General features: G+C 58.4%; 13 protein-coding genes. 5 read left to right on the forward strand and 8 right to left on the reverse strand.

Translation table 11 applies throughout. From position 1 onward, the window contains the following. Window positions 1-54: 54 nt before the first annotated feature. From C8K63_RS17365 to C8K63_RS17375, 3 genes are all read right to left on the reverse strand, one after another. Entirely contained in the window at window positions 55-1,326 is a 1,272-nt protein-coding gene (locus tag C8K63_RS17365; protein ID WP_108217820.1) for an OmpP1/FadL family transporter, read from the reverse strand. Between the two features lie 199 nt (window positions 1,327-1,525). Continuing rightward, the gene (locus tag C8K63_RS17370) at window positions 1,526-2,152 is read right to left on the reverse strand and encodes a TetR/AcrR family transcriptional regulator (protein ID WP_108217821.1); all 627 of its coding nucleotides are present in this window, start codon (window positions 2,150-2,152) and stop codon (window positions 1,526-1,528) included. A 181-nt stretch (window positions 2,153-2,333) separates the two neighbouring features. After that, window positions 2,334-2,711, reverse strand: a complete 378-nt coding sequence (locus C8K63_RS17375; RefSeq protein WP_108217822.1) for a helix-turn-helix domain-containing protein — start codon at window positions 2,709-2,711, stop codon at window positions 2,334-2,336. 100 nt (window positions 2,712-2,811) lie between these two features. Between C8K63_RS17375 and C8K63_RS17380 the strand changes: the two genes are divergently transcribed. Then, window positions 2,812-3,561, forward strand: coding sequence for an NADPH-dependent F420 reductase (locus C8K63_RS17380; RefSeq protein ID WP_108217823.1), 750 nt, complete (start codon window positions 2,812-2,814; stop codon window positions 3,559-3,561). 163 nt (window positions 3,562-3,724) lie between these two features. Here C8K63_RS17380 and C8K63_RS17385 read toward each other — a convergent pair whose 3' ends face one another. Further along, window positions 3,725-5,242 carry a nucleobase:cation symporter-2 family protein gene (locus C8K63_RS17385; RefSeq protein ID WP_108217824.1) on the reverse strand — a complete coding sequence of 506 codons (1,518 nt, stop codon included), beginning with the start codon at window positions 5,240-5,242 and terminating at the stop codon, window positions 3,725-3,727. A gap of 256 nt (window positions 5,243-5,498) precedes the next feature. On the opposite strand from C8K63_RS17385, the gene C8K63_RS17390 reads away from it, so the two are divergent. Both C8K63_RS17390 and C8K63_RS17395 read left to right on the forward strand, forming a co-directional pair. Continuing rightward, window positions 5,499-5,780 carry a BrnT family toxin gene (locus C8K63_RS17390; RefSeq protein WP_108217825.1) on the forward strand — a complete coding sequence of 94 codons (282 nt, stop codon included), beginning with the start codon at window positions 5,499-5,501 and terminating at the stop codon, window positions 5,778-5,780. A 3-nt stretch (window positions 5,781-5,783) separates the two neighbouring features. Beyond that, window positions 5,784-6,089, forward strand: a complete 306-nt coding sequence (locus tag C8K63_RS17395) for a BrnA antitoxin family protein (RefSeq protein WP_108217826.1) — start codon at window positions 5,784-5,786, stop codon at window positions 6,087-6,089. A gap of 53 nt (window positions 6,090-6,142) precedes the next feature. Here C8K63_RS17395 and C8K63_RS17400 read toward each other — a convergent pair whose 3' ends face one another. Both C8K63_RS17400 and C8K63_RS17405 read right to left on the reverse strand, forming a co-directional pair. Then, complete coding sequence (locus tag C8K63_RS17400) at window positions 6,143-6,973, reverse strand: arylamine N-acetyltransferase (RefSeq protein WP_108217827.1); 831 nt, start codon at window positions 6,971-6,973, stop codon at window positions 6,143-6,145. A 114-nt stretch (window positions 6,974-7,087) separates the two neighbouring features. Next, window positions 7,088-7,882, reverse strand: coding sequence for an exodeoxyribonuclease III (locus C8K63_RS17405; protein ID WP_108217828.1), 795 nt, complete (start codon window positions 7,880-7,882; stop codon window positions 7,088-7,090). Window positions 7,883-8,088: 206 nt separating this feature from the next. On the opposite strand from C8K63_RS17405, the gene C8K63_RS30490 reads away from it, so the two are divergent. Then, window positions 8,089-8,421, forward strand: a complete 333-nt coding sequence (locus tag C8K63_RS30490) for a hypothetical protein (RefSeq protein WP_178086789.1) — start codon at window positions 8,089-8,091, stop codon at window positions 8,419-8,421. Between the two features lie 35 nt (window positions 8,422-8,456). Here C8K63_RS30490 and C8K63_RS17415 read toward each other — a convergent pair whose 3' ends face one another. Together C8K63_RS17415 and C8K63_RS17420 are read right to left on the reverse strand one after the other, a co-directional pair. After that, the gene (locus tag C8K63_RS17415; RefSeq protein ID WP_108217829.1) at window positions 8,457-9,863 is read right to left on the reverse strand and encodes a DUF1254 domain-containing protein; all 1,407 of its coding nucleotides are present in this window, start codon (window positions 9,861-9,863) and stop codon (window positions 8,457-8,459) included. Between the two features lie 111 nt (window positions 9,864-9,974). Beyond that, the gene (locus C8K63_RS17420; RefSeq protein ID WP_108217830.1) at window positions 9,975-11,546 is read right to left on the reverse strand and encodes a GGDEF domain-containing protein; all 1,572 of its coding nucleotides are present in this window, start codon (window positions 11,544-11,546) and stop codon (window positions 9,975-9,977) included. Between the two features lie 205 nt (window positions 11,547-11,751). Here C8K63_RS17420 and C8K63_RS17425 point away from each other — a divergent pair, with 205 nt between their 5' ends. Then, window positions 11,752-12,219, forward strand: coding sequence for a hypothetical protein (locus C8K63_RS17425; RefSeq protein WP_108217831.1), 468 nt, complete (start codon window positions 11,752-11,754; stop codon window positions 12,217-12,219). The last annotated feature ends 762 nt before the right edge of the window (window positions 12,220-12,981 follow it).

The raw sequence follows: 12,981 nt of genomic DNA on the forward strand, positions 1-12,981 counted from the left end.
GTCAGAAGGCAACGCGTGCTCCCGACCGGACAGTTATCGCGTAACAGCACTCAACTAGAAACGGTAACTGACAGAAGTACCGAGCCCGCTCGCACTGTTCTTGTATCTGGCACTGTATGCACCTCTGGTCGGCGAGGTTTCGTTGACCTGCACGCTCTCCTCCCACAGGTAGGAATAAGCAACATCGATCGTGACGTTGTCCGCCGGAGTCCAGCCAGCACCGAAGCTGACAACCTTCCGGTCGCCTGTAGGAATGCGTGGTCCCCGGTTGGTGTTGTTGGTGGGCGACTGATCAACCGAAAAACCTGCGCGAAGTACCCATTGGTTGTTCAGTTGATACGCCGTACCGATAGCGTGTGCCCAGGTATCGTGCCAATTCTGTTCTTCGGTAATGGTGCCCAGCGCGCCGCTCAACGCAGGGGGTAAACCTGTGTTCTCGATGGTCAGCTCCTTGAAGCGACTCCAGCGAGTCCAGGTGCTCCCCAAGTAGAGGGTCCAGTCGTTATCAAACTGATGAGTCACCGAGAAATCCACTGACTCTGGTGTATTCACATCCAGCGAAGCGTCATAACTCCGGCCGCTGACCCCCAACACGCTAAAGATGCCGTCAGTGACCTTGGTCTTGGCATCCAGTTGATAACTGACTTTGGAATGGTAGGTCATGCCCAAACGGGTTCGGTCTGTAGCCTGCACCAGGATACCGGCGTTGAAACCGAGGGCCGTGTCGTCGCCAGTGCTTTTGAGTTTTCCGTCGTTGCGACCAGGGCTGAGTGGGTTGGGCACCATACCGGACAGCTCACCGCTGATACGGTTGATGGTCGGACCGAACCCGATCGAAACCTTGTCGTTAAAGGCATAGCTGATGGTGGGCTGGAACGTAAAAGTCGTGACCTCGCTTTTGTTGGCGTAGTAACGCCCGGCATAACCGCTGCCATAGTCAGTCATCAGACCGAAAGGTACATAAAAACCCACACCAAACGCCCAATGCTCATCGACAGGTTTGACGTAGTAACCCATAGGTACCGTGGTGGTTGGCACCATGTCGCCGTCTTCCTGGCCGCCGAAGGTACTGCGGGTCTGGCTTATGTCGGACTTGGCGAAAAGCGTCGCCGCCCCCACGCTGATCTGCTCTCTTTTCAAGCGAGACATTCCCGCGGGATTACCGAAGACCGTGCTCGCATCTTCAGCGGAGGAGGAGCGACCGGCAAACCCGGATCCCATCCCGCTGATGCTTTGTTCATTGAGAGCGAAGCCGCTGGCAAAAACGTTTGAGGAAGCGAGCACGACAGCAAGGCCCAATGGGCTCTTGAGCAATATTGTTTTCATTGTTTGAACTCTATGGGTATCACTGAGATGAAGCAGTAGAAGCGACGGATCCCCATATTTATTCATGTGACCAATTCAGTCAATAGTCACAAAGCAGATAAATAAAATGCCCTTCGACGGATGGGAAGAAGGGCAAAGTGAGAAGCCGTTTTGATAATCTGGTGCTGACGCGAGTATGCCGTGACCGTTTAGCCGAAGGTCAAGGCATGAGGCTACGCAAGATGAGGCTGGAGGTGAGCGTGGGCGCTTGCTCGACGAAATCGAGGTTGTACTGCAGCAGCAAAGGGTTGACGAATGGTCGCAGCGCGAGATGTATCGCTTCTACTGTCTCGTCCAGCGGAGTCTTGCGTTCAAATTCACCAATCTCTCGCCCTTCTCGCACTATTTGCGACACGAAGCGTTTGATCTGTGCGTCATAAGCCTGCGTACTGGGCCAGCTTTCCGACGCCGCGAACGCTGCAATGTCATAGAGTTTTCGATCGTTGAAGAACAGATTCACACCTGTGGCGATCACCGTCTTGACCAAGCGTCGAAAGCGCTCCGTCGGCGACAGGTCTTCCACATTGATAGCCTGCTCCACAGTCGCGACGATTTCTGCCAGACAATTTGCGCAGATGGCTTCACCGATCGCCTGCTTGGAATCAAAAAATTTGTAGATGTAGGCCTTTGAAAACCCGATGGCCTTGGCCAGGTCGGAAACCGTGGTTTTGCCGTAGCCGTACTGACTGAAATGTTCATTGGCCGCCGCGACAATCTGGTCTCGAATGTCGTGATCGGCTGGGCCACGGAGGCTGGGCGAAGATGAGGATATCGATGGCTGATTCATGAGCACAGCTTACTCACCCAATCGAAGACTGACAACTTGTGACCGATTGGTTTTATAGTCACGAATCGAACATTTTCAACGACTTTTCCTAGCGATCACAAGCTTCAGCCAATGAGGCGTCAAACGAGCTGATGTTTGAGTGATCGAACATGACGGATCAGCTTGCGCAAGTCCATCGTCGCTAAGTAGTTTCCATGCGCTTGGCGTCGTGCAGGTAACGAAGCTCAGCCCAGTCTATAAGGGCTGTCATAGCCGGGCCGAGTGCGTGACCAAGCGCCGTCAGCGCGTATTCCACTCGCGGCGGTACCTCGGGGTATACGGTGCGCTGAATGATGTCGTCCTGCTGGAGCCCTTTCAACTGCTGAATGAGCATCTTCTGCGTGACATCGGGAATGAGCTTTTCCAATTCGGAGAAGCGAAGCGGCCGGCCTTTAGCGGCCATCAGCTCATTGATGATCACAATTTTCCACTTCCCCTCCAGAACGCGAAGCGTAGCGTTGATAGCGGCAGACCAGGCCTGCCGTCGCAAAGGGTTCTCACACTCCCACTCGCGCTCCATTGATACTTACCTTTTGGTGGGTTACAGACAAAAACGTCGGTTCTTGCGGATATTGCAGTATCGATAATAACGTACCCGGACTTTGAATCCCGGAGGCATCATGAAAATTGCGATCATTGGTATTGGATCTATCGGCGCAACCCTTGCCCGCAGGCTTGTCACTGCTGGCCACGAAGTCAGTGTGGCCAACTCTCGGGGAAAAGAGTCGGTGAGCGCCTTTGCCAAGGAAGCAGGTGCCGTTCCTTGTGACTTGAAAGATGTCTGCGACGGCGCCGATGCTGTGATTATTTCCATTCCCCAGCCGGCTATGGCGACTCTCCCAAAGAGCCTGCTGGCCGCACTGCCATCCTCGGTTCCAGTGCTCGACACCAGTAACTACTACCCAGGCCTGAGAGATGAGCGCATCGCCGCACTGGAAAATGGTCAAACGGAGAGCGTGTGGGTCAGCGAGCAGCTTGGCCGCCCCGTGATCAAAGCCTTCAACAATATTCTGGCTTATTCACTAGAGAATCTTGGTAAGCCAAAAGGCGCGGAAGGCCGCCTGGGAGTCGCCATTGCCGGTGACGATGCAAATCACAAGCGTCTTGTGATGCAACTTGTCGATGAGGTTGGATTCGAGCCGGTCGACAGCGGCAGCCTGGAGGACTCATGGCGTCAACAACCCTGCACGCCAGCGTACTGCTGCGACTACACCGCAGATGAGATGCGCCCGGCATTGAATGTTGCTATTAAAGGAGCCGCAGCGCAGAAGCGAGAGGCATTCAATGCGCAACTCCCTGCACTATTCGCCAAAAATCCCTCTCATCGTGACGTCGTTGAGTTTAATCGGAGCTTCAACGCGGCCAGCTAAATTCCTCGCACTCAGGGGCCACTGTTGTTGGAGCGCGACACGCCACAGAGTTATTGGACAACTTTATCTGGTAGTCCTCCAGTGGTACGGCCTTCCGCCTCCTGAACAGCAAAAAGCCGATCTGTCTATTCGACAGATCGGCCCTTTTCAGTCGCCGTGAACGTCAGACATGCTCACTGCTTTTTAAGTGCGCCGCGTGTGGTTCGCCATGCCCGTGATCCACCTCAACCACCGGAATCTCCTTGCCGTCGCAATCGTGCAGTTTACCGTCGCTGAAGTAGTCCCCTTCGCGCAACGCCGCCAGGTCCTGATAACGCAGCACCCGCTCGGTACCGGCCGCAAATACCGATTGCTGGTCAGAGTTACCGGCGGTGAGATGGTTGAAGGTCAGGTTCAGCACGATAGCCATGATCGCCGAAGAACTGATGCCCGAATGGAAAATGGTCGCGAACCAGCTCGGGAAGTGATCGTAGAAGTTCGGCGCCGCGATCGGGATCATGCCGAAGCCAATGGAGGTCGCGACGATGATCAGGTTGACGTTGTTGCGATAGTCGACCTTGGACAGCGTCCGAATGCCGCTGGCTGCGACGGTACCGAACAGCACGATGCCGGCGCCACCGAGTACAGAGGTCGGCACGGCGGCGATAACCCGGCCCATGAAGGGCAGCAGGCCGAGGATCACCAGGAACAGACCGCCAGTGGCCACCACGTAACGACTCTTGATGCCGGTGACCGCCACCAGGCCGACGTTCTGGGCAAAAGCGCTCTGGGTGAAGGAACCGAAAATCGGCGCGAACATGCTCGACAGCATGTCGGCGCGCAGACCGTTGCCCAGGCGCTTGGAATCGACCTTGGTGCCGATGATCTCACCGACGGCCAGAATGTCCGCCGAAGTCTCCACCAGCGTCACCATCACCACGATGCACATCGACAGGATCGCAGCGAAGTGGAAGGTCGGCATGCCGAAGTGGAACGGCGTCGGGAAGCCGAACATCGGGCCCTGGGTCACGGACGAGAAATCCGCCATGCCGAGGAACACCGCGATGATAGTGCCGATCACCATGGCCAGCAGAATCGACAGGCGGGAAATGGTCGCACTGCCGATTTTGCTCAGCAGCAGCACCAGCACCAGCGTTACCGCCGCCAGGCCGATGTTCGCCATGCTGCCGAATTCCGGTGCGTGGCTGTTGCCGCCCATGGCCCAGCGCGCGGCTACCGGCATCAGCGTCAGGCCGATGGTGGTAATCACGATGCCGGTCACCAGCGGCGGGAAGAACCTGGTGATACGCGAGAACACCGGGGTTATCAGCAACCCGATCAGGGACGCCGCTATCACCGCCCCCAACACCGACTGAAACCCGCCCTCCCCGCCACTGCTGACAATCGCCACCATGGTCGCTACACCGGAGAAGGACACGCCCTGTACCAGCGGCAATTGACAACCAAAAAACGGTAAACCCAGGGTTTGCAGCAACGTTGCCAGCCCCCCTGCAAACAATGAAGCAGCGATCAACAAACCGATGTCCGCCGGCGAGAGCCCGGCCGCCTGGCCGATGATCAAAGGCACCGCGACAATACCGCCATACATGGTTAGAACATGTTGCAGGCCATAAGCCATATTCGCGCCGATCCCAAGATTTTCGTCCTCGGGCCGTTGGTGTGAAACATGGGGCGTTTTCATGGTAGGGGGTTCCCTGGTTTTTGTTATTCGCACACTGTATGCAATAGTCAGGACAAATGTCTATAGAGTTGTATACAACTTATCGGTCACAAAATGGATACCTGTCCATTTCCACCTGACCCTCACCCTCCTGGCTCTGCCAAAAAACCTTGAAATACATCCCTCGCTGCCCACCCCCGAGTGCTGGCTAGTCTTTTGAACTCTTGGCGACCATCGGTAAGGCCCGCTCCTTCTATATACATATAAAGTATGCATAATGAAGCCATTCGAAATTCAGTTCCACAAGGCAAAGAACGCAGCCAACAAACTCAAGCACCAAGGCATCAGCCTCGCAGAGACTGAACCGGTATTCCATGACGAACGGGCGCTGACCATCGAGGACAACCACCATGATGAACAACGCTGGATCACCCTGGGGCTGGATGCCAAAGGCCGGTTGCTGGTCGTCGCATACACCCACCGCGACCCGAATTTCGTTCGAATCATTTCCGCGCGCATCGCCACCAAAAGCGAGCGCCGTCAGTACCTGGAGGCATGACCGATGAAAGACGAATACGATTTCAGTAACGCCAGGCGCGGGGCCGTGGTGCCCGCCAAAGGCAAGACCCGCATTACCATCATGCTCGATGACGCGGTCATCGAAGCGGCCCGCGCACTGGCAGAACATGAGGGGTACGGCTACCAGACCGCGATCAACAATACGTTGCGCCGGGCCCTGCTCAACGAAGGCAAGACCACACACCTGAAACAAACCCTCACCCCTGCCGAACTCAAGGGCCTGGAGCAGAAGCTGGCAGAGGCCTTGCGCGAAATTCAACGGGTGATGGAGCCGGGTGCTCGGCCCTGAAACACCAAGGGCCGATCAATCGGATCAGCCCTTGGTAATCTACGGTCAGCCCGCTATTGCGGCGCTGCGATCAATCGTTCCAGCGTCCGCACCAATTGCGCCTGTTCCGGTACGCGAATGCCGAACTCGCTACCCAGCAGGCCAATCAGTTCCTGCACATCCGTCACCTCCCGCCGCTCGCTGTCCTGACCAATCCGGTGAATCGCGAAGTGGCCGTTGTTGAGCGTACGCCGCCACCCCTCCCCGGTGCGCGCCACCATCAACTGCTTGACGAAAGACGACTCGGGGTGGGTCGAGACGTACCAGTTGCCCACGGCAAAATCGATATCTTCCTGGCGTTGCAGGTCGAAGATGTACATCGCTCGCCATTCCCCCGTAACGTTGGCGCGCAGGGTAAAGCCGTCGACGTGCAGGTCGATGCGATACGGCTCGTGAGGGGTGAGTTGTTCGGCGCGGGAATCGAGCAACAGGGGCGCGGTCGGTACCATGCCGCCGAAGCCGACGTCGGTGATATAGCGTACGTCATCGATGATGACCAGGCTCAGGCGGTGGGTCCGGGCCGTCCAGGCGCCCTCCGGCTGGCCCATCACCACCCGGCCGCTGATGGCGCGGGCGTCGAAACCCAATTCCTGAAGCAAGGCCAGAAACAGGTTGTTGAGTTCGTAGCAGTAACCGCCACGTCCATTGTGCAAGACCTTCTGCTCGATGGACGGCAAGTCGATCAGCACCGGTTCGCCGGATAACGTGGTGAGGTTTTCAAACGGGAAAACGCCGGTGTGGCGCAATTGCAGTTGGCGCAAGGTTTCCAGGGTCGGTGCTGGAGGTGCATCGAAGCCCAGGCGTCGCAGATACAAAGCTCGGTCAGTCAGGCGTGGCTCGCTCATCGTTCAATCCTTTTGCACGCAAGCGGCGGATTACTCCGCCAGTGGCCGCTATGTATAAGGGATCAAGCACTGCCGCCGACAATTGATTTAGCCAATCGCCCGGCATGAAAAAACTCAACGCCACTTGTGCGAACCCAATTCAATCCAGGTCGGCGCGTGGTCGCTGGCATGGGGCTCGTTGCGCACCCACGTATCCACCCCGGCATCTTGCAGATACGGACTCAAGGCCCGGTTGAGCAGCAGATGATCGATGCGCAGCCCCGAGTTCTTCTGCCAGTGCTGACGGAAATAATCCCAGAACGTGTAGAGCCGGTCCTGCGGATGCAAATGCCGCAAAGCATCGGTCCAGCCCTGGTCCAGCAACCGCTGATAGCACTCGCGACTTTCCGGTTGCAGCACGGCGTCCTTGAGCCAGGAGCGTGGGTTGTAGATGTCCAGGTCGGTGGGCACCACGTTGTAGTCCCCCGCCAGCACCACCGGATGTTCGCTGCCTTGAAGTGTCTGCGCGTGACGAATCAGCCGTTCGAACCACGCCAGCTTGTACTCGAATTTCGGCCCCGGTTGCGGATTGCCGTTGGGCAAATACAGGCAGCCCACCAGAACCCCGTGGACAGCGGCTTCCAGATAACGACTGTGATTGTCGCTGTCATCGCCGGGCAATCCGCGTCGCCTTTCCAGCGGCTGCGCATCCCGCGCCAGGATCGCCACGCCGTTCCACGACGCTTGCCCCTGCCAGATGGCGCCGTAGCCGGCCGCTTCAAGCTCGGCAGCCGGGAATGCGCTGTCCACTGCCTTCAATTCCTGCAAGCAGGCGATGTCCGGTTTCTCCCGCTCAAGCCAGGCCAGCAGATTCGGCAGCCGTGCGCGCAGGCCATTGACATTGAACGTGGCTATCCGCAATTTCTTCATGAACGGACACTCCTGAGGACAAGGTGCCTGACGTGTGACACCAGCATGTTTCGCAGGTTGCGTCAGCAATCTCGGGTGCGGTAGTACCTTGAGCGTAAACTGGACGATGATGGCCGGCGCTGAAACAGCCATTTGTCATCCGGTCGGCACCAACCGCGTGCCTCTTCACACCAACATCTGGTAACGACTCATCCCGGGAGACGACCATGATGAACATCAGAATGACTTCGCTGCTCTTGGCGGGATTGTTGTCGGCAACGCCCCTGGCCATGTTTGCGGCGTCCGGCACTGGCACTGGCACTGGCACGACCGGTACGGCACCCAGTGCAACCCGCCACTCAAACATGCTGCCAGGCAACAACAGACCCAGTGGACCCTCGGGTGACTACAGCCGCAGTCATGGCCCCGGCTCGTCAATCGGCAGCACCGGCGTCAATGGTCCGGGTAGCGGCGCGGGTGGTGGAACCGGCGCCCCCGGAGGTGGAACCGGCGGTGCTGGTGGCGGGACGGGCAGCTGGACAGGCAAAAGCAGCCGATGACGTGCGGTCGTTGGCTGCTTTTTGTCGCCTGGGGCTTACATCGGTTTGACCGCCGGCGGGTTCCATTGGCCATTCAGCGCCTCGGCTTTCGGGCCGTACAGACGCATGGTCAGGTTGAACGGGCCTTTGGGCGCCGGCAGCCAGTTGGCCTCCAGATCCTTGCCGGGGCTTTCGTTCTGGAAATAGAGGTCCAGCGAGCCATCGGCGTTGGCCTTGAACGGCATCCAGCTACTGACCGCAAAACGATTGAGCGAGTTGCCGACCTGAAAACCTTCCGGGTCATACAGGGTGATCGACCAGAAGGCGCTCACCGGCGGCGTCTGGCCCTTGCTGAAATGCAGCACGTATTTGTTCGCACCGTCGAGTGACTTGCCGTTGCTGTCGCCGATGTTCAACGGATAAATCGCATCCTCGGGCAGGTTGGCACCGAGCCCCACCTGCGTAACGATAGCGCGCTTGAGGTAGTAGTTGCCGTAGACGCCCATGGTGTCGGTGTTCATCGACCAGCCATTGACCTCCCGCGCCAGGGTCGGCACTTTCCAGGTCATCAAGGCCTGTGCGTCCTGCGGCACCGTCTGCAGCGCGGCCTGGATCTGCGGGTCCAGCGCGTCCATGTCGAACGGCTTGCCGGCTTCGATGCCGATACGCTTGATCTGCGCCAGCATTGGCTGGTCGGTGCTGTGCGGCGGGTTCACCTTCAGCAGTTCGGCAGCATAGGTGAAGTAATTGGCAGCCGACATGGAGTCGACCTGAATCTTCGGTGGCGTTTTCATGTCCACCGCCGGATCGATTTTCACGGTGACGGCTTCAGGCTCCTTGCCCAAGCGGGACAACGGCGTCACCGTGTAGCCGGCCTGAATCTTGTGCACCGCCGCGTAATCCGCCGCACCGTCGGTCTTGGTACGGCCGATGACCCAGACAAACGGGGTTGGCGCCGGCAGATGACTCATCCCGTCAGGCACCGTGCCGGTCCACCCCGGTGGCGTCACCAAAAATTGCCCGGCCTCGGTGCCCGTGGTGCGCCAGCCCGGCGACGCGAACACATCAGTCCACATATCGAGCATTGGCAACAGGTAGAAACGCCCGTCGGTATCCGGCGCGGCGATCACCAGCGGTTCCTTGGTCAAATCCAGCCAGGCAATCGAATACAAGGTGTCGAAATTAGCGCGCACCACCCCTTTGAACTCGGCCGGCGGATACTGCGGAACACTCACAAACATGTTCATCGGGCCTTTGCCGAATTCCTTGCCCGGTTCGATGTTGGTGAATTGCTTGCGGGTAATGTCCATGCTCAGCAGCGGGTAAAAATAGATGTAGGCATCCACGCCGATTGCGTGAGCTTCTTCGGCAGTGATTTTCGTTTGCGCGTGGCTGGCCAGCGGGAAGATGGCGGCGGCTGCGACGGTCAGAGCAACGGCTGTCAATGTTGGAGGTAGCAACATGTTGGCGATCGTCCGTGCGAGGGGGGCCTGCCGGGTTCGGCAGCGCTAACGGAACTCTAGACGATCAATTCAGCCAGGCCCGGGAGACGGACCACCGGCAACAAAAACACTTCAACGGTCGGAACGCATCAACGCCTCGACTCCGCCGGCCATCGACAACGTTGCCACGCGGTTTCGCCCCGAATGCTTGGCCTGATACAACGCCGCATCCGCCCGCTCGACAAACACGTCCATGCTGTCACGCCCCGACGGCACGAACGAATAGCAACCCAGACTGACCGTTACGTAGCCATTGGGCGAGCCGGTGTGGCTGATGCTCTTGTCAATGACGCTGCGGCGGATCTGCTCGGCAATCGTCATGGCACCGTGGATGTCGGTGTCGGGCAGCAGCACCGCAAACTCTTCACCGCCGTAACGCACCGCCAGATCGGCCTTGCGGTGGCAGCAACTCTTCAGCGCCCGTGCCACTTCGGCCAGGCAGTGATCTCCCACCACGTGGCCGTAGGTATCGTTGTAGCGCTTGAAGTAATCGATATCGAGCATGATCAGGCTCAAGGGGCTGGCCTGCCGGGCGCCGCGCCCGAACTCGATGCCCAGCGCCCGCTCGAACAATCGGCGGTTGGCCAGCCCGGTCAGGCTGTCGTGAGTGGCGATCAGCTCCAGCGCTTGCTGGGCCCTGCGCAAATCCGCCTCGACCCGCTCGCCAACGCGCACCTGATGCAGGAACACCCAGCCGAACAACCCTACGCCCAGCAACACCAGGGCCACGATGAGACTGGAGTGAAACGCCGTGTCGTACCAGTCCGCGAGAATGGTCTCCGTGGACGATGCAGCGGCGACCACCAGCGGATAGGCCTCCAGCTGTCGGTAACTGTACATGCGTGTCACACCATCGATGATGGAGGTGAACAGCGCATTGCCAGAGGTGGTCAGCGGCAGGAACTTCTGGAAAATCTCGCTCTGGGCCAGCGATGCACCGATCTGCGCCTCTACAAAAGGTCGACGCGCCAACAACGTGCCATCGCTCAAGCCGAGAAACATCGAGCCGTTGTCGTCGAGGCTGAAGCTTTTGAAGAACTGGTCGAAGTACGACATCTTGATGCCGGCCAGCAACACGCCCTGGAAATGCCCGTTCCTGTCGTTGACCCGTTTGGAAACCGGAATGATCCATTCGCCGTTTTCCCGACTGCGGATGGCCGGGCCGATGTGCGCCAACGTCGATACGTTCTGCTGGTGATACCTGAAGTATTCACGGTCCGCGACCCCGGCACCCCGGGGCAGGTTTTCAAACGAGGTCACCACCCACTGGCCCTTCTGGTCGAACAGCAGGATGCCGTGCAACTGGTCCAGCGCCAGCATTCGCCGGGCGAACGTCTGCTGCAGGCGTGGTCGTTGGTCCGGGCCGAAACCGTCGACCTGAATCCAGTCCACCAGACTGGTCAGCACCAGGTCGGCCTTCATGAAGGTGTCTTCGGCTTGCTGCGCCATGGCCCGCGTCAGGTTCGAAGACGCCACTTGCGCCAGGCTCAGATCATGGCGACGGGATTGTTCCAGTTGCAGGTAGAGCAAACCGCACAGGCACAGACACACCGTGGCAATGAACAACACCGCGGCCTTGCGCAGCGGTATGCGTTTCAATGCGACGCCAGGGGCGTGGTCCGGATTGTTGAAGCGTGTGGGCAAAAGTTCATCCTGTCGGGGCAAGGCATGGGCAACGCCCCAAAGCCCTCAATCTTTGTGGGCCGTAGTTTACGGGGTTATCCAGGACAAATGGCGGCCACTTGCCCAGTGGTACCACACCTGCCCGGTGGTGCAAACATGACCCAAGGCAAGCGCGTCCCCGCATCTACGAGCTACGATTAGTCTGAACTCCACACAGGGAATCGACATGAGCAAGGCAGACGAGCTCGCGGCAAAATTGAAACAGACACGGCTTACCAGCGCGGATCAGGCGATCGATGCCTGGCCGGGCCAGGTCTACGAACTGTATCAACGGATAGAGACCTGGCTGCTGCCCCTGACCGAAGCGGGCTTGGTCCTGCGGCGCAACCCCACCCACGTGTTCGAGAGTCACCCCAATGGCGACTCTTACAACTACGCCATCGACCAGTTGGTGATTGCCGGCAACGGACACAGCATGACCTTTGACCCGGTGGCGCGCTTCACCGCCGATGGCGAGGGGCGGGTCGAGATTCACACAACAGGCAACGAACTCGCCCTGTTGCGTACCGTGGACGAACACGGTGAAACACACTGGTGGCTACAAACGATCGAGCAGGCCACAGCGCAGCTGGACGCGGTGGCGCTGACGGAAAGCGATCTGCTGGCAGTGGTGCAACAAGGGTTGGCGCTTTAGGGGATTGGCCGAATACCAGTCTGTTGAATGCCACAAATCCTGTAGGAGCGAGCCTGCTCGCGATGGTCGTTAACGATAACGTGTACTTACTGGCTAAACGCGGCGTTCTTGAGTCCATCGCGAGCAGGCTCGCTCCTACAGGGTCCGGGGTGATTCATTACTGTTGGTTCTGCCCCTTCACCGCCAGCGATACCTCTGCACGACGCATTCAGTTAAGCGAATGTGGTCCTTTGTAGGAGCGAGCCTGCTCGCGATGGTCGTTAACGATAACGCGTGCTTACTGGCTAAACGCAGCGTTCTTGAGTCTATCGCGAGCAGGCTCGCTCCTACAGGGTCCGGGGTGATTCATTACTGTTGGTTCTGCCCCTTCACCACCAGCGGAATCTCTGCACGACGCATTCAGTTAAGCGAATGTGGTCCTTTGTAGGAGCGAGCCTGCTCGCGATGGTCGTTAACGATAACGCGTACTTACTGGCTAAACGCGGCGTTCTTGAGTCCATCGCGAGCAAGCTCGCTCCTACAGGGTCCGGGGTGATTCATTACTGTTGGTTCTGCCCCTTCACCACCAGCGGAATCTCTGCACGACACATTCAGTTAAGCGAATGTGGTCCTCTGTGGGAGCGAGCCTGCTCGCGATGGTCATTAACGATAACGCGTACTTACTGGCTAAACGCGGCGTTCTTGAGTCCATCGCGAGCAGGCTCGCTCCTACAGGGTCCGGGGTGATTCATTACTGTTGGTTCTGCCCCTTCACCACCAGCG

Origin of the sequence: Pseudomonas sp. GV085 (assembly GCF_003050925.1) — a bacterium.
Lineage (GTDB): Bacteria > Pseudomonadota > Gammaproteobacteria > Pseudomonadales > Pseudomonadaceae > Aquipseudomonas.